Below are 20,852 nucleotides of genomic sequence, written 5' to 3'. Positions count from 1 at the left end.
CCTTGATTTCGCGTAAGTTCATCCGCGCTTTTGCCCGATTCATCATGATAATTTCCCAATTCAGTCAATTGGAGTCCTCTAAACGCAAACCCCAAGCCTAATTTCGAGTCTGTATTAAAAATTCAAAACAGAAACCATGAATAAAAAACTGATCATAGCCTTTGGTCTATTGGTAGCCTTAATGAGCCTAAAAGCCAAAGCACAGACTCAAACAGTAAAAGGGCAAATACTCGATGCTCAAGCTGACTATCCACTATTTGGAGCAACGATTGGACTGATTGGGTCTGATCCCTATTTAGGAACGGTAGCCGATATGGATGGCTACTTCAAATTAGAAAATGTGCCCGTTGGAAGACAAACATTGATGGTGCAATATCTGGGATACAAAAATCAAACGATTCCCAATGTATTGGTTACTACCGGAAAAGAAGTAGTGCTACAAATTAAATTGGAAGAATCCGTCGAGAAGATGGAAGAAGTTGTGATCACGGCTGATGCCAACAAGGATTTACCCATCAATGAACTGGCTAAGGTAAGTGCCAGGACTTTTAGTTTGGAAGAGGTCACTCGATTCTCGGGGGGCAGAAATGATGTAGCAAGGATGGCAGCGTCGTTCGCTGGAGTGAGTGCCCCCGACGATTCCAGAAATGATATCGTGGTGCGGGGCAACTCCCCCAGTGGGTTGCTATGGCGAATAGAAGGTTTGCCTGTGGCTACTGTTAATCACTACAATACTTTAGGCTCTACCGGTGGACCGGTGAGTGCATTGAATACTAACTTGTTGAGGAACTCTGATTTTATGACCGGTGCTTTTCCTGCCGAGTATGGTAACGCCAATGCAGCTGTTTTTGACGTTAATTTCAGAAATGGGAATATCGATAAATATGAATTCACAGGACAATTATCTGCCTTCTCAGGACTGGAATTTATGGCGGAAGGGCCTATCAATAGAGAGAACAACTCCTCCTTTGTAGCTTCCTATAGATATGGAATAGCACGTTTTGCTGCTCCAGGTACGAGTGCAGTTCCCATTTATCATGACTTCTCTTTCAAGGCTAACCTTGGAGATACTAAAATTGGCCGGTTTGAGCTGTTTGGTTTGGGAGGTACGAGTAGCATCGATTTCTTTGGAGATGAAATAGACGAAACGGATCTGTTTGCCAATCCCAATGAAGATGCTTATGTCGACAATTCTCTAGGTGTTATCGGTCTGTCACATTTACTGAGGTTGAACAAAACCACTTATATCAAAACCATTTTAGGCGCGTCGACTACCTACGGTAAATATGAGCAAGATAATTTGATCAGAGATTCGGATGGAAACACTATTCAAATTTATAGAGCAACCAATGTCAAAAACACAGAAAATAGATACACGCTGAGTTCTACGTTTAATAAGAAGTTTAATGCGAGTTGGTCACTGAGAGCGGGAGTAGTTGCGGAATTGTATGATGCTAATTTCTTTGCCGAGAATCGTGACAATCAGGCAGGAATCCCAGATGACAACGGAGATGGAATTCCTGATGAATTTGTTTTGATCAGAGACTTCAAAGATCAATATACCGTTTCACAGGGTTTTGCACAGGCGGAATACAACATCACAGATGAACTAAGCGTGACGGCGGGTTTTCATAGTCAGTATCATGGGTATACTGGATCGACTATGCTAGAGCCGAGAGCAGCTATTAGCTGGCAGTTTGATCCCGTGCAGCGTTTGAGCCTGGCTTATGGTCTACATGCTCAAGCTGTTCCGAGTCCTATTTTGTTCTACGAAGAGGAAGTAAGCCCGGGCGTTTATGAAATGACCAATGACCAATTAGACTTTACGAAAAGTCACCATGTGGTGCTAGGTTATGATAGAAACTTGGGGCCAAGCTGGAGGCTGAAGGCGGAAACGTACTATCAGCATGTGTACAATGTGCCCGTGGAGCAAGTACCAAGTAGTTATTCTATCTTAAACGAAGGAGCCGATTTTGTTTATGAAGAAAAAGGCTCGTTGGTCAATGAAGGAACTGGCCGAAATTATGGTGCAGAGATTACCCTAGAGAAGTTCTTCAGTAACAACTACTACTTGTTGATGACCACGTCGGTTTTTGATTCCAAGTATGAGGGCAGCGATGGTATCGAAAGAAACACAGCCTTCAACAACCACTTCGTATATAATGTACTATTTGGTAGAGAATGGAAATTTGGAAAAGGCAATAAAAACGCTTGGACATTTGACACCAAACTCACTACATCCGGAGGCAAACCCTATACACCTATAGACCTGGACGGCACACGAAATAATGCGGGAGAGGAGATTCGATATGAAAACGAAGCCTATTCCATGCGATATGGCAATTATTTCCGTTGGGATGTAAAATTTGGGGTGCGAATAAATAGTGCAAATAAGAATGTATCTCATCAATTCTTCATTGATCTACAAAATGTAACAAACAGGAAGAATGAATTTGAAAGAAGATATAATGAGGTAAAAGATGAGATCAATGTGGTAGAACAGATTGGATTCTTCCCGGACATCTTATACAGGATACAGTTTTGATCACTAGGTTTATGGATTGGAACCCCGATTTATCGGGGTTTTTTTATGCTTTATAGAGAGTAGGGAAATTGAACAACTGTCCTTTTATATATTTGAAGACATAATTCTAATTGTTCCCTCTTTTGCATGAGACTATTCTGTTTATTTATTATATCGCTGACTATATGTTCCTCTGGAATTGCGCAGGATAGTCTGGTACTAAAAACCGGCCAGCGAATTCCCTACACCAGACTTTCAATTTTAGATGACAGAGTAGAAATCAAACATGAGGAGACTAAGGAATTCCATGAATATCCCTGCGCAGAAGTATATGGTTATAGTGAGGGTATGAAAGAGCGCACCTACTTTATCAAACCCAACCCTGAAGAAGATGGTAGAGGCAATTATTTGATTCTCAAAAGAGCCTTGATTGGAAACCTTTCCTTATTTGAAGGAACGGGGAATAATCAAAGCTTGTACATGGAGAAGGAGGGTAGGATTGAAAAAGTTTTTGGTGTTACCGAATCCAAAAGCCAGAGAATGGAAAGGCTAGAAATTCTTAAATCTTTCGTTAGTGATGACGAGGAGTCCATGGCTTATATATCCTCTTCTGGTTTCAAATATAAGTGGAGGGAAATCCTGACAGTTGCGACCTATTACAACTCGCGTAACTACGATGAGAAAGTACCTGATGGGAATGATGTCATGGGCTGGGTGTATTTGTATCGAACACAATTTCAAAAGACCAAAGATCGAATAGTCATAGAAATGTATGGCGAGGATCATGATTTGTATCTGGAAGATTACATCATTTTACCTATGCCTATTGATTACGCCAGCAAACTGTCGTTGAGGGACTCTGAGATACGTAGTACACATATTATGTCTGGTGAGCTCGAAGAGCAGTATTTTGAGGTGATTTATGATTCGAAGTCGAATACCTTTAGGTTCGATAAAAAGACGGGAACAGAATTGCAGTATGAATTCTATAAAATCCGTGACAAAGTAGGCAAAAAAATCACTCATGATTAAATCAAAATGTTTATGATCCAAACTCAGAAAATCATCTATCAGGACCCGAAAAATGGAAACAGTTTTGAAGGGTTTATGTGTTGGGATGATGCGATTGAAGGAAAGAAGCCTGGTATATTGGTGTCCCATACGTTCAAAGGGCAATCAGATTTTGAAGTTGGTAAGGCTAAGGATTTGGCAGCATTGGGATATGTTGGCTTTGCATTAGATATGTATGGTGCTGGAAATCGAGCGAGTACTCCTGAAGCTGCAGATGCATTAATGCAACCATTTTTAGATGATCGCGGACTACTGCTTAATAATATTTTATTGGCTTTTGAAACTTTAAAAAATCACCCACAAGTTGATTCTTCAAATTGTGGGGGCATAGGGTTTTGTTTTGGAGGAAAATGCATGTTGGACCTGGCTCGATCCGGTGCAGACATAGGCGGTGTGGTCAGCTTTCACGGTATTTATGATCAACCGGCACTAGATCACAAAGGAGATATTAAGGCTTCTGTGCTTGTTTTACATGGTTGGGATGACCCATTGGCTAAGCCTGATAGCACGGTCGCCCTTGGAAATGAATTGACGATGAGAAAAGCCGATTGGCAAATACTGGCCTTTGGACATACGGGGCACGCATTCACTAATCCAGCAGCCAAGTTTCCCGAAAATGGTATGTTTTATCAAGAGGCCTCCAATCGCAGAGCCTGGCAAACTATGGTTAATTTCTTTGAGGAAATTTTTGCTCGCGCATAAAAAAAGCCCCAACTGGGGCTCAAATAATTTTAATGAAAAAGTAGGAGTTAGTCTTCCACCTTCTCAGTTACAATCTCTTTGATGTCCATGATCAATTTCTTAGCCATGGCATCAGCAGTATTTCTTGAATCTGACTCCGCATAGATTCTAATGATGGGCTCTGTATTTGATTTTCTCAAATGCACCCATTCTTTGTCAAATTCTATTTTCACCCCGTCTTCTGTATTGATAGGTTGTTTGGCGTATTTGTTTTTCACTTCTTCGAGCACCATATCTACATCAATCTCCGGAGTCAAGTCGATCTTGTTTTTAGAGATATGGTAGTTTGGATACATGCCTCTCAATAAAGAAGCAGATTTTCCAAATTTGGCAAGGTGTGTTAAGAATAATGCAATTCCAACCAAAGCATCTCGTCCATAGTGAAGTTCTGGAAGAATAACTCCTCCATTGCCCTCACCACCTATGATGGCATTAGTCTCTTTCATTTTATTAACAACGTTCACTTCACCTACGGCAGAAGCTTCATAAGAACCCCCTGCTCTTTCAGTTACATCGCGAAGCGCTCGAGTAGAAGACATGTTTGATACTGTGTTGCCTGGTTTGTTTTTTACCACATAGTCCGCAATAGTAACTAAGGTGTATTCTTCACCGTAGGGCTCGCCATTGTCTCCAACAAATGCTAAACGATCTACATCTGGATCCACTACAATTCCTAAATCCAAATGTCCTCCTTCTACTTCATTGCAGATATGAGTAATATTTTCAGGTAACGGTTCTGGATTGTGAGGAAACAATCCATTGGGCTCACCAAAAAATATTTTGTAATCGGTCACCCCAAGTTTATCTAGCAACTTAGGGATGGCAATGCCACCTGTTGAGTTGACAGCATCCACACCAATTTTAAACTTTCGGTTCTTGATCGCTTCCACATCCACCAAATCCAATTCAAGAATTTTATCAATATGATAGTCGATATAGGTGTCGTTCTGTTCGTATTTGCCCAGGTCTTTAGATAGCGCAAATTCTATTTCACCAGAATCAGCTAATTCCAATATTTTCTCTCCTTCTGCGGCGGAAATAAATTCTCCTTTGGCATTCAAAAGCTTCAGTGCGTTCCAACCGTTGGGATTGTGACTGGCGGTGATGATGATACCTCCACCAGCATTTTCAGCAGGTACGGCCATTTCTACAGTAGGCGTGGTAGAAAGACCAAGGTCAACTACATCTATGCCTAGCCCTTGTAGTGTGCCAGCAGCAATTTTGGTGATGAGCTCTCCCGAAGGACGAGCATCTCTACCTATTACTACTTTATTGATTCCAGAATTCTCCTTCGCCCAGTGTCCGAATGCTGCAGTATATTTTACTACATCATTTGGAGTAAGGGACTCTCCTTCTTTTCCACCTATGGTGCCTCTGATCCCAGAAATTGATTTAATTAAAGTCATCTATTTGATGTATAAGTTTTAGGGTGCGCAAAAGTAGACAAACCTTTCAGATTCAAAAATGCCTTTTGAATTTTTGCCTAAGCTCCCGTTATTACGTTTTTAAAATTACTCTTTAGAAATGCTGGTTGTCGTGTTCTCGACAGATTAAAATTTACTCATGACCTTGTCTACTTCATTGTCGGGATTACCACAAGCATCCCCAACAGCCACTGTTTTTCCACAGTAACCACAAGCTTCTCCTTCTTTATTTAGATAAGGGTTTTGTGAAGCACATGTGCCTTTAAATTCTCCATTCTTTAAAAAAATAAGCCTGACGCTCATAAAAATGAAGAAAATCGCTACAAATCCAATGCCTAATAATATAGTAGTCATATTTTCAAAAGTTGAATGCAAATTTATACATTAAAGCCAATAGCTTTGTCAAAAGTTCCACTTTAATGACAAAGATCACTTTCCATGTCCTCTTCAAAAAGTAAGCCAGACCATAATCGTCCAGCCAAATTGGCTGCATTTGACAGACTCTTAACTGTCATGGATGAGCTAAGAGAGAATTGCCCATGGGACATGAAGCAAACTTTGGAGTCCATTCGACACCTGACCATTGAGGAGACTTATGAACTGTCTGATGCCATTCTTGAGAATGATTTGCAGGAGGTAAAAAAAGAAATTGGAGATATCATGCTGCACATGGTATTCTATTCAAGAATTGCTTCAGAAACTAACGAATTTGATGTGGCAGATGTGCTCAATGGCATTTGTGATAAATTGATTCATCGTCATCCACATATTTATGGAGATGTAGAGGCCAAAGACGAAAAGCAAGTCAAGGAAAACTGGGAGAAGCTGAAGCTAAAGGAAAAAGGAAACGTTTCTGTGTTGGGAGGTGTGCCGAAATCACTTCCAGCTATGGTGAAAGCCATGAGAATTCAAGAAAAAGCCAGAGGGGTCGGATTTGATTGGGATAACCAGAATCAAGTTTGGGATAAAGTTCACGAAGAATTAGACGAGTTTAAGGCTGAAGTTGAAAAAGATGATCAAGAAAAAGCCAGAGATGAATTTGGTGATTTACTCTTTTCATTGGTCAATTATTCAAGGTTCGTAAATATTGATCCAGAAGAGGCGCTTGAGCGAACCAACAAAAAATTTATCAAACGATTCCAATACCTGGAATCTGAAAGCAAAAAGGATGGCAAAACGATGGGTGAAATGACCTTGTCAGAAATGGACGAATACTGGGAAAAAGCAAAGACAATCAAATGAAACCAAATATAAGAGTAGGCTACGGATACGATGTACACCAATTGGCTGAAGGGCATCCTTTCTGGTTGGGTGGAATAGAAGTGCCTCATACCCATGGAGCAGTAGGGCATTCTGATGCAGATGTATTGATTCATGTGATCTGTGATGCGTTACTTGGTGCTGCCAACATGCGAGACATTGGCTATCATTTTGCAGATACTGATCCTAAATACAAAGGCATAGACAGCAAAATATTGTTGGCTGATGTAATGAAACTGATTCGTGATGCCAACTACGAAGTAGGCAACATCGATTGCACGATCTGTTTACAAAGGCCTAAAATCAATCCACACATCCCAGAAATGAAAGAGGTATTAGCCAAAGTTATGGAAATCGATGAAAATGATGTCTCAATCAAAGCAACTACAACAGAGAAGTTGGGATTTGTAGGCAAGGAGGAAGGGGTATCGGCACATGCGGTGGTTTTAATCTATAAAAATGCCTGACATCAAAGTTATTGAAACCAGGGACGGTTCATCATCTCTGCTTATTCCGGAGATGAATGAAACCTATCATTCGACTCATGGAGCCATTACGGAATCCGAGTATGTTTTTTTGAAAATGGGGGTAGATCACTTTAGCGAAACTCACCCGGATCAAAAAGAGATCAAAATTCTGGAAATTGGTTTTGGAACGGGTCTCAATGCTTGGCTCACAGCATTAGCAGCAAGACAGCTAAAAATTAAATTCACCTCTATTGAGAAATTTCCTTTAGAGGCGAGTCTGATTGATCAACTGAACTATAAAGAGAAAAAGGAGTCTGGCGAATCAAAAAGAATTTTTGAGGGAATTCATAGTGCTGAGTGGGAAAAAGAGTGTCAGATTACAGATGAGTTTGATTTGACGAAAATCCAAACGGACATTAATGAATTCAACCCTTCAGCTGAGTCTTTTGATTTGATCTATTTCGATGCGTTTGCACCGTCCAAACAACCAGAAATGTGGTCTCAGGAGGTGTTAAGAAAAATGTATGACCTATTAAAAACGGGTGGAGTTTTCGTGACCTACTGTGCACAAGGACAGTTCAAACGAGATTTGAAGGCCGTTGGATTTGTGACTGAAGAATTGGAAGGCCCTCCTGGAAAAAAGGAAATGACGAGAGGAACTAAGCTCCAACCGAATTAATTACTCGTCGAAATTCGATTAACAAAATGAGGGATTCGTTTTACAAGAAGAGGGTTTTTTTATATTTGCTTACACCAACCGCTTAAAGGGATTAGCCAGATATGAGGATTATAATAGCAGGTGCAGGAGATGTTGGGTTTCATTTGGCCAAATTGTTGGCATTCGAAGCACACGACATCAATATCATCGATACTGATGACGAGAAACTGCAATACATTGCCAACCACCTCGATGTGCACACCACCAAGGGCAATTCCACCTCATTTCGTACCCTCGAAGATGCGCAGGTAGCCAAGGCTGATTTGCTAATCGCCGTAACGGAATCTGAAGCTACTAATATCTCCACGTCCATTATTGGAAAAAATTTGGGCGCACGGAAAACAATTGCCAGAATTACGAACACAGAATATCTGCATAAAAAAGAGATCCTCGACCTCAAAGACATTGGCATCGATGAGATTATTTCTCCTGAGTCGTTGGCAGCCAAAGAGATCAAAAGACTGCTAAAGCAAACAGCTTTGACAGATTTGTTTGATTTTGAAAAGGGCACCTTGTCTTTGGTAGGTATTACTATCGATGAGCATTCAGAACTTTGCAATAAAACGCTTGTAGAAGCAGCTTATCTTAACCCTGATCATAGTTTTACTACCGTGGCCATTTTGAGAAATGGAGAAACGATTATTCCTCACGGAGATAACAAGTTCAAAAACAATGATCATGCCTATTTCATCTGTCAGCCTGATGGCGTAGAGCGCGTATTGGATTTGGCAAAAAAGCAGAGTGAGGAGATTAGGAATATCATGATTTTGGGCGGGAGTAAAATCGGTATTCAGGCGGCCCTTCAATTGAGTAAAAAGTACAATATCAAGTTGATTGAAGAGGATAGAGACAAATGTTTCGAATTGGCTGACACCCTTCAAAACACCATGATCATCAATGGCGACGGCCGGGATGTCGAGTTGCTCAAAGAGGAGGGAATTGATGACATGGATGCGTTTATTGCCGTTACAGGAAATTCTGAGACTAATATCATTTCCTCTTTAGTAGCTAAAAACCATGGAGTTGGAAAAACGATCTCTTTAGTGGAAAACATGGATTATATCCATCTATCTCAAAACATAGGTGTGGATACCATGATCAATAAAAAATTGATTGCGGCCAGCTTTATTTTCAGATACATTAGAAAAGGACAGGTGGTCAACATGACGACTATCCATGGCGTGGATGCAGAGATTTTGGAATTTGAAGTAACCGAAGGGTCAAAAATTCTGGAACATGAATTGAGAAATCTCGAATTTCCAAAGTCAGCCATTATCGGCGGTGTTATTCGACACGGCCAAGGCCATATCGCTCGTGGAAACTTCCATTTTGAAGTGAAAGACAGAGTAGTGGTATTGTCGAGATCTGAGTGTATTAGAAAAGTAGAAGGATACTTCAAATGAGATTTAACTACAGAGTAATCTTCAATGTCCTTGGGCTCTTGGTTTTGCTCAATGGAGCCTTCATGATGCTTTGTATCCCTTTCAGTTTGTACTTTAAAGATGGAGACCTCATTCCCTTGCTCAAGTCTGGAGGTATTACCATGTTGGTGGGCTATATCACTTTTGCCATAACTCGGCGAAACAGAACCAAAGACTTAAAGAAAAAGGACGGTTATCTTATCGTTACCTTAGGATGGTTGACGATGTCAGCCTTTGGTACCTTACCTTATATTCTTAGTGGATCAATTCCAGATTTCACAGACGCCTTTTTTGAGACCATATCTGGATTCACTACTACAGGAGCTACGATTCTGACAGATATCGAATCCATTGACAAGGGTGTTTTGTTTTGGCGGAGCTTGACCCAATGGATTGGTGGCATGGGTATCATTGTTTTGGCCGTGGCTATTTTGCCGATTTTAGGCATTGGCGGCATGCAGCTGTTTGTGGCAGAGGCCCCTGGTATTACGCCAGACAAATTGAAACCAAGAATTACGGAAACGGCTAAGAGACTATGGCTGATTTATGTTGGGTTGACGCTAACTGAAATGCTGTTGCTTTGGGCTGGAGGCATGACCTTTTACGATGCCATCAATCACGCACTCACCACGATGGCAACGGGTGGATTCTCTACCAAAAATGCCAGTGTAGCTTACTATCAGTCGCCATTTATCCAGTACACGATCACACTGTTCATGTTTTTGGCGGGAACCAATTTTACACTGACTTATTTCGGCCTTCATGGCAAGTTCATGACGGTTTATAGAAATGAAGAGTTTAGGTTTTATGCCAGTTTCTGTCTCATACTTACAGTCATTTGTTCGATCAGTTTGTTTCTCCGGTCTGATCAAGGATTTGAACAGTCGTTTCGAGATGGCTTGTTTCAGGTAATCTCTATTATTACCACTACCGGATATGTCACGGCAGATTATAGTCAATGGGCTTCGTCGATTGTGATCCTCATGTTTGTGATGATGTTTATTGGTGCATCTGCAGGAAGTACTGCTGGAGGTGTTAAAATCGTCAGGCACATAGTATTGATTAAAAACAGTATTTTAGAACTCAAAAGGCAATTGCACCCATCGGCGATCATACCGGTACGACTCAATAAAAAGGCGGTTCATAGAGATATTACGTTCAACATTCTGGCCTTTATTATGATCTACATTTCCATTTTTGCCGTTGGTTCTGTAATCATGGGTTGGATTGGCACAGATTTTTTAACAGCCGTCGGTTCTGTAGCTACATGCCTTGGAAATATTGGTCCTGGATTGGGTCAAGTTGGGCCTGTTGATAACTTTGCAGCTATCCCTGATGTTGGGAAGTGGTTTTTATCTTTTTTAATGCTACTGGGCCGACTCGAACTTTTCACTGTATTGATTTTACTGACGCCTTATTTCTGGCGCAAAATTTAAATAAGCATGACATCTATTCTTGATTTTATCATCTGGAGCCCAAGCCCAGAAATATTCACCATTCCTGGAATTGACCGAGAGGTTCGATGGTATGGGCTTCTTTTTGCTATGGGTTTTATCGTAGCACAACAGGTGATGTATTGGGTTTTCAAAAAAGAAAATAAGAACCCAAAAGATGTTGATCAATTGACCATGTATTTGGTTATTGCCGTGGTAGTGGGTGCTCGATTGGGGCATTGTTTGTTTTACAACCCAACTTATTATCTGAGCAATCCGATTGAGATCATCAAAATTTGGGAAGGCGGGTTAGCCAGTCATGGGGGTGCGATAGGGATGTTTATCGCCTTGTATCTTTTCGCTAAAAAATACGGGTTTACCTATTTGTGGATTTTGGATCGCGTGGCGATTGTGACAGTTCTTGTTGGAGCATTTATCCGATTTGGAAATTTTATGAATTCTGAAATCATAGGCTTGCCAACAGGTAGTGATAGTGGAATTGTATTTTCTCGTAGTGTAGAGGATATGTTCTTGAGAGGTGATGAAAGAATAGAAGAAGTATCTTTTGAAAAGGGAGGAAAAGCAGTAAGTGATAGTGCTGGATTGGTGCCAATGACTGTTGTGCTGGAATACAAAAGAGGAATAGATTTGGACGCAGCCACCTCAAAGAATTTTTTCGAGCGCAATGTGCCCAATGCCTTTGCTCGATCAAGCAGTGTGAGCAAGCATGTATATCATAAACCTGGTATGGAAATGCCCTATGAGCTATACAAAGAGGGAGGAGTACAATATGCGAAAATTTATACCCTGGGAATACCCAGACACCCAGGGCAGTTGTACGAATCCATCGCCTGTGTTTTGATGTTTTTGATTCTGGCTCATGTATGGTATTATCATAGAAGCCAATTGAAAGAAGGGTTTCTTTTTGGGTTTTTCATGACCATGCTCTGGTCGGAAAGGTTTTTTGTAGAATTCTTTAAAGAAAATCAAGAGGCTTGGGAAGCTGACATTCCACTCAATATGGGCCAATGGTTGAGTATACCACTATTCCTTTGGGGTGTTACTTTTATGGTTAAGTATTGGGGATTTGAGAAGAAAAAAGCTTAGTACTGCAAGCCAACGCAATTGCTTGTATCGGCTCACAGTCAATAAGCAGTTTCTTATCTGAAATAATATTCGAAAAAGCCTCCGCACATTTCAGAGGCTCCAATATATATTCCTACGCCATAAGTAATGTGTTTGACGGAAAGTTGATTGATAGCAAATGGCAACCCAGTAATATTTAGAATACTGAAGCCAATGGCTGTAATGATACCTCCGGCAATGGAAATGGCTACGCTTGTTGATGCGAGCAATACCAATGCACCAACTCCCATGATGATAAGACTGGCTATTAGTGTATTTTTTGAGTCTAAAACGGCCACTTTCTTACTGATGGCAAAGGCTAGAATGGCAGACAAACCAAGCAGTGCAAATGAAATATAGTTTCCGGTATTACCTAGGTCTGGAAAGTTTGCTTCGAAGCTGGCAGGAATATACTCTACCAGAAAAGCTTTGCCGACTCCCAATGCCAATCCAATCACTAAAATAGCAATATAGCTTTGAAAGCTCTGAGGTTTAACTTGCCCTTCCATTAATTCTTTCTTCCTTGAAATAACTTCATCAGAAGATATTTTATGAAAGAAATAGCCACTGACAGAAATCAAAATCCCGCCAACGATAAAAGTAAGTGTGTCTCCGAAGAATTGGACCAAACCTACAACCAAAGGTTCAAGAGCATAGACAAGCTCCGTAACTAGAAATAGGAAACCCATAACGATAGGAAGCTTTTGCGCCGGAGCAAATGCTTCAATCATGGAGTAAGCTGGACTGATGAATAAGTTCATCGAAATCAGCCACAAAATAATCATATATGGAAGGTAAGGCGTCAAAGCCCCTACCGGCCCTGCACCAATAATGGATGCCACGATCATAAAGATCATCGCTGTAGCTCCAATGCCCACAGTGAACAAGGTGAAAAATTTTCCGTTTTTTCCCAGCAGATAATCGGCTAACAAGCCGGCTAAGGCCGGAATTAGCACTAGAATAATTGCTTTTGAAACGATCAGAAAATCTGATAGGTGATCAAAACTAAAATTTTCTAAAAGGATAGGTTGGTATTCGTGATAGGCAATCCAACTAATAACCACAGACACATTTAAAGCCCCTAGGCTAAATATTTCTGGCCATTTGATGTCGTTTGCCTTTGTTGATAATGTACTCATGCTGCTTATTGTTTGGTTAAAAACGATAGAGATACGAAGTGTCCTCCCTGTTTGGATTTATTAAAAAAATAAATTGTATCACGATGTGATAAGATAGCTGGCAGATGAAATACAATCTCTTCAAGATACACCGTTGTATATCACGATACAATTTTTAGATTCGAAATTGCTTTGTTACTATATTTGTTCAAACAAAAAAATACATGGGCTTTAAACTCACTTCACGAACATTTTCATTAATTTTAATAGGGTTGCTACTCAGTTTTGGCTCGTGCAAGTCATCTCAATATCCTAAGGAGAGAAAACCTAGGAAGATTAAAAAAGGTAAACCGATACCTTGCCCGATTAAAGATTGCTAAAGCGAAGGAGTACCTAAAAAATCTTTGTATTAACCCACTTGAGCCAAACCACTCATGAGAAAAATTATCATTGCTATAGATGGCTATTCGGCCTGCGGCAAAAGTTCAACGGCGAAACGAGTGGCGGCGGCCCTCAATTATGGATATGTGGACACAGGAGCCATGTATCGCTCGGTTACATTATATTTTTTAGAGCATTACATAGACCTGACCAATCCTAAATCGGTCAGTAAAGCTCTGAGTGATATTAGCATTACTTTTCACCACAATGAATCCAATGGACAAAGCGAAACCTTCCTAAACGGATTAAACGTAGAGGATAAAATTCGCGAGATGGAGATTTCTCAAAAAGTAAGTGAGGTAGCAGCCATCAAAGCCGTACGAGAAGCGATGGTTAAGCAGCAGCAAAAGATGGGTAAATCAAAAGGCATCGTAATGGATGGACGGGACATTGGTTCGGTCGTTTTTCCTGAGGCGGAATTAAAAATCTTTATGAATGCGGACTTTGATGTACGCGCAGAGCGTAGACAGAAGGAGCTCTTTGATAAGGACAATTTGGTAGATCTGGATGAGGTAAAAGAAAATCTGCGAAAAAGAGACAAGATTGACACTACCCGAGAAGAGAGCCCGCTGATTAAACCAAAAGATAGCGTAGAAGTGGATACTACACACATGTTTTTAGAAGAGCAGGTAGACCATATTGTACAATTGGCTACAGGAAAAATGATGAATGCTTAGGACTTTATTTATCCTTTTGGTTTTTGGGATTAGTTGTGTGGAGCAGCAAGGTTCAAGTGACTCCTTAAGTTTGGAAAGAACGGAATTACAGGAACTAAAAAAAGCCAATATCTGGAACAAGGTTGAAATTAATTCTGAAAAGGCCGATGTGACTCCAACCGATGAAAACCTTTTTGGCAAGTTCTATAATGATCGAATTGAGTTTCATATCATCGATGAGCCCGATATTAAAATTCACAATGCCGAAGTTACAAAGGTCACGCTTTATTATATAGACAGTGTGTTGTGCAAGAAGAAGTATGAACTGGACCGGCCAATACCTGACGAGCTGGCAAAAACGTATGGCAAACTGAGTTATAAGTCTCTCAACTTTGCAACTGATTCACTGGCACGTCATATGGGAATTGTGCTCAGGTCCGAAAACGGGAATCGACTGAATCCGTATTTAGAAAAATATCAACTCAAGTGGAAGCTGGAGGAAAAGGTTATTTATTTCAGACATTTGGAAGATTCTTTAGGCTCATCTAATTTCTATATAGAGGAACTCAAAGAATACCGGCGATTGTTTAATTCAGTTCAAAGGGATTTGATATAATTTTGCAGAAAGGACCCGATTGGTACTATGCACATAGAGATAGACAAAAATTCAGGTTATTGCTTCGGAGTAGAGTATGCTATTGAGATGGCCGAAGACGAACTCAATGAGAGCGGTCAACTTTACTGTTTGGGTGACATTGTGCACAATCACATGGAAGTTGAACGATTGGCAGCCAAAGGATTGGTTATTATTAGTAATGAAGACCTGAAAGACTTAAAAGATTGTAAAGTGTTGATTCGTGCGCATGGTGAACCACCGGAGACTTATAAAATTGCGATCGAAAACAATATTGAACTCATCGATGCTTCCTGCCCTGTGGTGTTGAAATTGCAAAACCGAGTGAAAGGATCCTTCGACCAGATGGAAGAGCAGGATGGTCAGATCGTGATCTATGGCAAGCCTGGTCATGCGGAGGTCATAGGACTCACTGGTCAAACCAAAGAAAAAGCCATCATCGTGATGGAAGATGAAGACCTGGAGCAAATCGATTTTTCAAAGCCTGTTACGCTCTATAGCCAAACTACCAAAAGCACTAAAGGTTTCTATCGCCTGAAGGAAATGATCGAGCAGCGAATTCTAGACGCAAAGGGCCAACCACTAGAAGTGACTGATTTCAAGGCCAACGATAGCATCTGTCGACAAGTCTCTAATCGAGAGCCGAGCATGGAGAAGTTTTCCCAAAAACATGATGTGATCATTTTCGTCAGTGGCAAGAAAAGCTCTAATGGTCGGGCACTTTATGGCGTATGCAAAAACTTCAATGAACGAAGTTACTTTGTAGGCAGCGAAGAAGAAATCGACCTAGACTGGATCAAGCCTTCTGATTCTATTGGAATCTGTGGAGCCACTTCTACCCCGATGTGGTTGATGGAGCAAGTCAGAGATTATATTCAGAAGCAGTTCGAAACTGCTAGCGTCTAAATGGCTTCGGCATTTGGGCATGCTGTAGTAGCCGTCGCGTTAGGCAAAAGTTTACCAAAAACACTTGGTAGCTGGAAGGTAATTTTAGTTGGAGTGATCTGCACCGTGATTCCGGATTTAGATGTCATCACTTTCAAAATGGGCATTCCATATGATAGTTTTTGGGGACATCGGGGCTTCTCGCACTCCTTGCTGTTTGCACTCGTTTTTGCAGTGCTATGTGCTACAGGATTTTCAATCAAAGGCTTTACATGGAAACGATGGCTAATGCTCACTCTTTTCTTTTTTTTATGCACTGCCTCTCATGCTGTTCTTGATGCCATGACGAATGGTGGATTAGGGGTAGCCTTCTTCTCTCCCTGGGATAACACCAGATATTTTTTCCCTTGGCAACCCATTGCGGTTTCTCCTATAGGAGCAGCCAGGTTTTTTTCTCAACGGGGGTTTGAAGTGTTAAAAAGCGAAGCCCTATGGATAGGCATTCCTTGTGTTACTATCTATTTATTGGCTGTCGTCTTAAAAAGTAGAATCACCGATGAATAAATCTACCTATTCATCTTTACTCCAATTGAAATCTCCACACCTTCCAAAGCAGTAACTGCATCAGGATAGTCTACAGTCCGGGTTTCAATATTCCCACCAATCGACCCTCCAGAATATTCTCCGGTAATGGCGGCACCAGAATCACCTTTAAGATATTGTACTTCGGTGGTAATGGAAAATTTATCGTTGACATGAAAAGCGAGCTCTACTCCAGCCATCCAACCGAATCCTAGCTTATTATCTACATCCAAATTAGCATTGGCCACGTCCCAACCTTCGTATTCGCGAATAGCTCTATCCATGTTGCCGTAGTTAACTTGTGGAGCGATATGCCCCATGCCAAATCCTCCTCCTAGAAATTTGACTGATATGGCATCTGAGTCAAATGTAAGACATAGTTGAAGCGGAACTAAAATCGACCAGTGAGGTCCGGTCAAAGGTTTGTCAGATTCAAAAGGTAAGCCACTCATTGGTAAACCAGGCATATTATATAAAGACGCACCGGTTTCTATTCCAAGTAGGCCGAAACTTAATCCGAGACCTCTGACAGACAAAGGACTCACAGGAGCTGAAAAATATCCATCTTTTGGAATGATAAAAGAAGCAGACACGCCTTGGCTCTTTACCGATAGGCTGAGCAATACAAAAGCAAGGATGGGAAGTATGATTTTTGTTTTCATGGGATAAAATTAAAAAACTCTACGTCATTACCCGGTGCGACGGAGGAGCATTCGGGTAATCTGTTGTGCCATACACTGAAGACGCGGCATTTGCTGCCTAAATTAGCAGATCACCCAACAAGTGCGCGAAAACTCCCTCTTGGAGAAGAGGGCTGGGGAGATTGATAGCGTCACTAACCTCAATTTTTTCTTCTCGGCTTTCCTTACTCAAATACTTTTACGATAATTGCGCTCCTAGCCCATTATCATCAATTTTTTATTATTTTTGCCACGTTTTATAAAACAGGACTTTTGCAGTAAAATATGTCTCAGAATATAAAGCTTAAGAAGGGATTCGATATCAATCTCGCAGGAAAAGCTGAAAAAAAAATCGGAGAGCTCCCACCAGCGGAGACTTACGCCATTAAACCTACAGATTTTGTTGGTATGAGCCGTCCAAAACTTCTAGTGAAGGAAGGCGACAACGTGAAGGCTGGAACCCCAATCATGATCGACAAACTGGTCGAAGATGTGATGTACTCGTCGCCTGTGAGCGGAGAGATCGCAGAAGTGGTAAGAGGCGCTAAAAGAAAAATATTAGAAATCAGAATCTTGGCTGACAAAGAAGTGTCTTTCGAGTCGTTCGATAAGCACGACGATGTGAAAGGAGTCTCTAAAGAGGCAGCTATAGAGCAGATGACTAAAGGAGGTGTTTGGCCTAATATCATCCAGCGCCCTTTCGGTGTGGTGGCTGATCCAAACGATTCCCCAAAAAATATTTTTGTGTCTGCATTGGATACGCATCCTTTGGCTCCGGATATGAACTATATCCTGGAAGGCCAGAAAAAATATTTTGATGCTGGTATCAGCATCCTTTCAAAATTGACTGAAGGTACAGTTCATGTAAATATGGATGTGAAAGATTCTTCAGACTTGTTCAAATCGACTGAAGCGCAAGTGAATACGGTTTCTGGCCCACACCCTGCGGGTAACGTAGGTGTTCAGATTCACCACTTGGCACCTATCAATAAGGGAGAAGTTTCTTGGACAGTGCACCCATACGGTGTGGCGCAAATCGGTAAACTTTTCTTGGAAGGTAAATATGATGCTTCTAAGGTGATTGCCTTGGCAGGATCTGAAGTGAAGGCTCCACAATATTATAAGACTTATTCTGGTGCTGCGATCAACAAATTGATCGACGGTACAATCAAGGATGGTTATGTGAGATACATTTCTGGAAATGTATTGACAGGAAATCAAATTAACTCTACAGGTTACTTAGGATTCTACCACAATCAATTGACCGTAATTCCTGAAGGAGATTACTACGAATTGTTCGGATGGATTTTACCTACGACTAACCGTTTGAGTTTCCACAGAGCCTTTGGGTTGTTGTCTTTCCTTGGTGGAAAGAAAAAAGAATTTGTGCTAGACACCAACAACAGAGGTCAGCACAGAGCATTCGTTCAGACAGGTGCTTTCGAGAAGGTGACACCAATGGACATTCTTCCTACTTATTTATTGAAAGCCATCCTTGCGGAGGATTTTGATGATATGGAAGGCTTGGGAATTTATGAAGTCATCGAAGAGGATTTGGCACTTTGTGAATTTATCGACGTGTCTAAGAACGATGTTCAGGCCATTTTAAGAGAAGGACTAGATCTAGTAAAAAATAGTTAAGAATGAAGTTTATAGAAGACATATTTGCGAAGGTTCGCCCCAACTTTGAGAAAGGTGGTAAGTGGGAGAAGTTTTTCTATATATACGAAGCGCATGAGACGCTCTTTCTAGCACCAAACAGCACTACTGGTGCAAAAGGTGCACAGATCAAAGATGCGATCGACATGAAACGTATGATGATGACAGTGATCATCGCCATGATTCCATGTTTGTTGTTTGGTATTTGGAATGCAGGTCATCAGCACTATTTGGCCATCGGTCAGGTAGCTGATTTAGCTAGTGAAATATTATTAGGAGCCACATTGGTAGTGCCGATCTTGATTGTTTCTTATTCAGTGGGTCTGGGTATTGAATTCACATTCGCAACAATCAGAAAGCACGAAGTAAACGAAGGGTTCCTTGTGACTGGAATGTTGATTCCTTTGGTTATGCCTCCTACCATTCCATTGTGGCAAGTAGGTTTGGCTACAGCTTTTGCTGTAATCATTGGAAAAGAAGCATTTGGTGGTACAGGAATGAATATTTTGAACGTGGCTTTGACGGCCAGAGCGTTCTTATATTTTGCTTATCCCTCTCAAATTTCAGGTGATGTTTGGTCTTACCTAGGTAGCGAACAAGCAGTTGCTGGGTTCTCAGGAGCTACACCACTAGCCATCGGAGCTGCTGCAGTAGAAGGCAACCAATCTATGCTGAGTATGATGGGAGATATGTGGTCCGAAGGGCTTTATAGTTTCAATAGCTTATTTATGGGAATTATCCCTGGTAGTATTGGAGAGACGTCTACATTGATGTGCTTAATCGGTGCAGCCATATTGATTATTACGGGAGTAGGTAGCTGGAAAATAATTACAAGTGTATTTGCTGGAGCTTTTGTGATGGCAACGATTTGTAACCTGCTAGGAGCTAATGAATATATGTTGCTACCTGCACACTATCACTTGGTGATCGGTGGTTTGGCTTTCGGAGCGGTGTTCATGGCATCAGATCCTGTAACGGCGACTCAGACTGAAACTGGAAAATGGATTTATGGATTCCTAATCGGAATGCTGACCATTATCATAAGAGTATTTAACCCAGCTTACCCAGAGGGTATCATGCTGGCCATTTTATTAATGAACGTATTTGCTCCACTTATCGATTATTATGTGGTAGCTGCTAACAAGAAAAGGAGGTTGAAACGTGCAACGGTCTAATTTATATATAGTAGTCTTCTCCGCCATACTGACCATAGTATTGGGTGGATTGTTGTCTGGAACTTCAGTAGTGCTGAAGCCTTTGCAAGACAAGCAGGTAGAATTGGATACCAAAAAGAAAATTTTGGGAGCTGTAATGGATATTTCGAATATCGAAGATGCCAATGAAATTTTGGCACTTTATGATAAAAGAGTGACTTCTACAGTAGTTGATATCAACGGTGAGCCGATGGCAACGGATGCTAAAGGCAACCCATTAGTAGCGGAAAAAATCGACTTTCAAAAGAATCACAACAAATTCAAGAAGGACGTGGAATCTAGACCTTATCCAGTTTTCATGTATATGAAAGAAGACGGATCTGGAGTAGATGCTTATATCTTCCCGATGTTCGGAGCCGGTCTTTGGGATTGGATTTCTGGTTTCGTGGCTGTTGATTCTGATTTGAATACCGTTCGTGGTGTGGCATTTGACCACAAGTCTGAGACACCAGGGCTAGGGGCTAGAATCACCGACGAGGCTGTAAAAGCTAGATTTGTAGGCAAAAAGCTTTATGATGCATCTGGCACGTTGCAATCGGTAAACATGATCAAAGGTGAAAAAGGCGAGCCTTTGGATGATCATCATATTGATGGTATGTCTGGAGCTACATTGACTGGTAAAGGTTTGAATGCCATGTTGATGGACTACTTTGGATACTATGGCGCTTATATCGACAAGGTAAAAGCAGTTAACGAGCCAGTGGCTCAGGTAGTTGAACCTGCTACGGAAGTAGAAGAAGAAACTGCGGAATAATTAAGAAGACGTTGATTGGGGTGATCCCCTTTTAAAATAAAACAA

Annotated in this window: 20 protein-coding genes; 16 read left to right on the top strand and 4 right to left on the bottom strand. The window is 41.1% G+C overall.

The annotated features are described in order from the left end of the window. Nucleotides 1-136 precede the first annotated feature (136 nt). The 3 genes from R8N23_RS00735 (at nt 137) to R8N23_RS00725 (ending at nt 4,297) form a co-directional block, all read left to right on the top strand. Nucleotides 137-2,545 carry a TonB-dependent receptor gene (locus R8N23_RS00735; protein ID WP_318169642.1) on the top strand — a complete coding sequence of 803 codons (2,409 nt, stop codon included), beginning with the start codon at nt 137-139 and terminating at the stop codon, nt 2,543-2,545. A gap of 126 nt (nt 2,546-2,671) precedes the next feature. Further along, complete coding sequence (locus tag R8N23_RS00730) at nt 2,672-3,556, top strand: hypothetical protein (protein ID WP_318169641.1); 885 nt, start codon at nt 2,672-2,674, stop codon at nt 3,554-3,556. A 12-nt stretch (nt 3,557-3,568) separates the two neighbouring features. Further along, a complete protein-coding gene (locus tag R8N23_RS00725) occupies nt 3,569-4,297 on the top strand; it encodes a dienelactone hydrolase family protein (protein ID WP_318169640.1) in 729 nt (242 codons plus the stop codon). A 47-nt stretch (nt 4,298-4,344) separates the two neighbouring features. Here the strand turns inward: R8N23_RS00725 and glmM are convergent, their stop codons facing one another. Beyond that, on the bottom strand, nt 4,345-5,742 hold the full coding sequence (gene glmM / locus R8N23_RS00720; protein ID WP_318169639.1) for a phosphoglucosamine mutase: 1,398 nt from the start codon (nt 5,740-5,742) through the stop codon (nt 4,345-4,347). Nucleotides 5,743-5,886: 144 nt separating this feature from the next. Further along, nucleotides 5,887-6,114 (bottom strand): hypothetical protein, encoded by a 228-nt coding sequence (locus tag R8N23_RS00715; protein ID WP_318169638.1) that lies wholly within the window; start codon nt 6,112-6,114, stop codon nt 5,887-5,889. Nucleotides 6,115-6,198: 84 nt separating this feature from the next. Between R8N23_RS00715 and mazG the strand changes: the two genes are divergently transcribed. The 6 genes from mazG to R8N23_RS00685 all read left to right on the top strand — a co-directional run bounded on the left by mazG (nt 6,199) and on the right by R8N23_RS00685 (nt 12,166). Further along, nucleotides 6,199-7,002: a nucleoside triphosphate pyrophosphohydrolase gene (gene mazG / locus R8N23_RS00710; protein ID WP_318169637.1), complete on the top strand. Its 804-nt coding sequence runs from the start codon at nt 6,199-6,201 to the stop codon at nt 7,000-7,002. Next, entirely contained in the window at nt 6,999-7,487 is a 489-nt protein-coding gene (ispF, locus tag R8N23_RS00705) for a 2-C-methyl-D-erythritol 2,4-cyclodiphosphate synthase (RefSeq protein WP_318169636.1), read from the top strand. Before mazG ends, ispF begins: the two co-directional genes overlap by 4 nt. After that, nucleotides 7,480-8,166: a tRNA (5-methylaminomethyl-2-thiouridine)(34)-methyltransferase MnmD gene (mnmD, locus tag R8N23_RS00700; RefSeq protein ID WP_318169635.1), complete on the top strand. Its 687-nt coding sequence runs from the start codon at nt 7,480-7,482 to the stop codon at nt 8,164-8,166. Before ispF ends, mnmD begins: the two co-directional genes overlap by 8 nt. A 101-nt stretch (nt 8,167-8,267) precedes the next feature. Beyond that, entirely contained in the window at nt 8,268-9,608 is a 1,341-nt protein-coding gene (gene trkA, locus R8N23_RS00695; RefSeq protein WP_318169634.1) for a Trk system potassium transporter TrkA, read from the top strand. Further along, the gene (locus R8N23_RS00690) at nt 9,605-11,062 is read left to right on the top strand and encodes a TrkH family potassium uptake protein (protein WP_318169633.1); all 1,458 of its coding nucleotides are present in this window, start codon (nt 9,605-9,607) and stop codon (nt 11,060-11,062) included. The genes trkA and R8N23_RS00690 overlap by 4 nt, the downstream gene beginning before the upstream one ends. Before the next feature lie 6 nt (nt 11,063-11,068). Further along, complete coding sequence (locus R8N23_RS00685; RefSeq protein ID WP_318169632.1) at nt 11,069-12,166, top strand: prolipoprotein diacylglyceryl transferase; 1,098 nt, start codon at nt 11,069-11,071, stop codon at nt 12,164-12,166. Between the two features lie 53 nt (nt 12,167-12,219). Here R8N23_RS00685 and R8N23_RS00680 read toward each other — a convergent pair whose 3' ends face one another. Continuing rightward, entirely contained in the window at nt 12,220-13,323 is a 1,104-nt protein-coding gene (locus tag R8N23_RS00680) for a hypothetical protein (RefSeq protein WP_318169631.1), read from the bottom strand. A gap of 413 nt (nt 13,324-13,736) precedes the next feature. Here R8N23_RS00680 and cmk point away from each other — a divergent pair, with 413 nt between their 5' ends. Genes cmk through R8N23_RS00660 form a run of 4 tightly spaced genes read left to right on the top strand, consistent with a single transcriptional unit; the run spans nt 13,737 to nt 16,482 of the window. Then, a complete protein-coding gene (gene cmk, locus R8N23_RS00675) occupies nt 13,737-14,420 on the top strand; it encodes a (d)CMP kinase (RefSeq protein WP_318169630.1) in 684 nt (227 codons plus the stop codon). Further along, on the top strand, nt 14,413-15,015 hold the full coding sequence (locus R8N23_RS00670; RefSeq protein ID WP_318169629.1) for a hypothetical protein: 603 nt from the start codon (nt 14,413-14,415) through the stop codon (nt 15,013-15,015). Before cmk ends, R8N23_RS00670 begins: the two co-directional genes overlap by 8 nt. Nucleotides 15,016-15,042: 27 nt before the next feature. Continuing rightward, on the top strand, nt 15,043-15,939 hold the full coding sequence (locus R8N23_RS00665; RefSeq protein WP_318169628.1) for a 4-hydroxy-3-methylbut-2-enyl diphosphate reductase: 897 nt from the start codon (nt 15,043-15,045) through the stop codon (nt 15,937-15,939). After that, entirely contained in the window at nt 15,940-16,482 is a 543-nt protein-coding gene (locus tag R8N23_RS00660; protein WP_318169627.1) for a metal-dependent hydrolase, read from the top strand. 2 nt (nt 16,483-16,484) lie between these two features. Here R8N23_RS00660 and R8N23_RS00655 read toward each other — a convergent pair whose 3' ends face one another. Continuing rightward, nucleotides 16,485-17,162: a hypothetical protein gene (locus R8N23_RS00655; RefSeq protein ID WP_318169626.1), complete on the bottom strand. Its 678-nt coding sequence runs from the start codon at nt 17,160-17,162 to the stop codon at nt 16,485-16,487. A 303-nt stretch (nt 17,163-17,465) separates the two neighbouring features. On the opposite strand from R8N23_RS00655, the gene R8N23_RS00650 reads away from it, so the two are divergent. Genes R8N23_RS00650 through nqrC form a run of 3 tightly spaced genes read left to right on the top strand, consistent with a single transcriptional unit; the run spans nt 17,466 to nt 20,807 of the window. Further along, nucleotides 17,466-18,821, top strand: coding sequence for a Na(+)-translocating NADH-quinone reductase subunit A (locus tag R8N23_RS00650; RefSeq protein ID WP_318169625.1), 1,356 nt, complete (start codon nt 17,466-17,468; stop codon nt 18,819-18,821). 2 nt (nt 18,822-18,823) lie between these two features. Further along, nucleotides 18,824-20,014, top strand: coding sequence for an NADH:ubiquinone reductase (Na(+)-transporting) subunit B (locus R8N23_RS00645; protein WP_318169624.1), 1,191 nt, complete (start codon nt 18,824-18,826; stop codon nt 20,012-20,014). Next, nucleotides 20,001-20,807, top strand: coding sequence for an NADH:ubiquinone reductase (Na(+)-transporting) subunit C (gene nqrC, locus R8N23_RS00640; RefSeq protein WP_318169623.1), 807 nt, complete (start codon nt 20,001-20,003; stop codon nt 20,805-20,807). The genes R8N23_RS00645 and nqrC overlap by 14 nt, the downstream gene beginning before the upstream one ends. The last annotated feature ends 45 nt before the right edge of the window (nt 20,808-20,852 follow it).

It is taken from the genome of Reichenbachiella sp. (assembly GCF_033344935.1).
Classification (GTDB): Bacteria; Bacteroidota; Bacteroidia; order Cytophagales; family Cyclobacteriaceae; genus Reichenbachiella.
The sequence above is the reverse complement of the archived record's forward strand: the minus strand, read 5'-3'. Positions and strand labels throughout refer to the sequence as shown.

Coding starts and splice junctions, on each gene's coding strand:
- R8N23_RS00685 (WP_318169632.1), top strand. CDS start 11,069: ATGACATCTATTCTTGATTTTATCATCTGGAGCCCAAGCCCAGAAATA.
- R8N23_RS00655 (WP_318169626.1), bottom strand. CDS start 17,162: ATGAAAACAAAAATCATACTTCCCATCCTTGCTTTTGTATTGCTCAGC.
- ispF (WP_318169636.1), top strand. CDS start 6,999: ATGAAACCAAATATAAGAGTAGGCTACGGATACGATGTACACCAATTG.
- R8N23_RS00690 (WP_318169633.1), top strand. CDS start 9,605: ATGAGATTTAACTACAGAGTAATCTTCAATGTCCTTGGGCTCTTGGTT.
- mazG (WP_318169637.1), top strand. CDS start 6,199: ATGTCCTCTTCAAAAAGTAAGCCAGACCATAATCGTCCAGCCAAATTG.
- R8N23_RS00715 (WP_318169638.1), bottom strand. CDS start 6,114: ATGACTACTATATTATTAGGCATTGGATTTGTAGCGATTTTCTTCATT.
- glmM (WP_318169639.1), bottom strand. CDS start 5,742: ATGACTTTAATTAAATCAATTTCTGGGATCAGAGGCACCATAGGTGGA.
- R8N23_RS00660 (WP_318169627.1), top strand. CDS start 15,940: ATGGCTTCGGCATTTGGGCATGCTGTAGTAGCCGTCGCGTTAGGCAAA.
- trkA (WP_318169634.1), top strand. CDS start 8,268: ATGAGGATTATAATAGCAGGTGCAGGAGATGTTGGGTTTCATTTGGCC.
- R8N23_RS00730 (WP_318169641.1), top strand. CDS start 2,672: ATGAGACTATTCTGTTTATTTATTATATCGCTGACTATATGTTCCTCT.
- R8N23_RS00670 (WP_318169629.1), top strand. CDS start 14,413: ATGCTTAGGACTTTATTTATCCTTTTGGTTTTTGGGATTAGTTGTGTG.
- mnmD (WP_318169635.1), top strand. CDS start 7,480: ATGCCTGACATCAAAGTTATTGAAACCAGGGACGGTTCATCATCTCTG.
- R8N23_RS00650 (WP_318169625.1), top strand. CDS start 17,466: ATGTCTCAGAATATAAAGCTTAAGAAGGGATTCGATATCAATCTCGCA.
- R8N23_RS00735 (WP_318169642.1), top strand. CDS start 137: ATGAATAAAAAACTGATCATAGCCTTTGGTCTATTGGTAGCCTTAATG.
- cmk (WP_318169630.1), top strand. CDS start 13,737: ATGAGAAAAATTATCATTGCTATAGATGGCTATTCGGCCTGCGGCAAA.
- R8N23_RS00665 (WP_318169628.1), top strand. CDS start 15,043: ATGCACATAGAGATAGACAAAAATTCAGGTTATTGCTTCGGAGTAGAG.
- R8N23_RS00645 (WP_318169624.1), top strand. CDS start 18,824: ATGAAGTTTATAGAAGACATATTTGCGAAGGTTCGCCCCAACTTTGAG.
- R8N23_RS00725 (WP_318169640.1), top strand. CDS start 3,569: ATGATCCAAACTCAGAAAATCATCTATCAGGACCCGAAAAATGGAAAC.
- R8N23_RS00680 (WP_318169631.1), bottom strand. CDS start 13,323: ATGAGTACATTATCAACAAAGGCAAACGACATCAAATGGCCAGAAATA.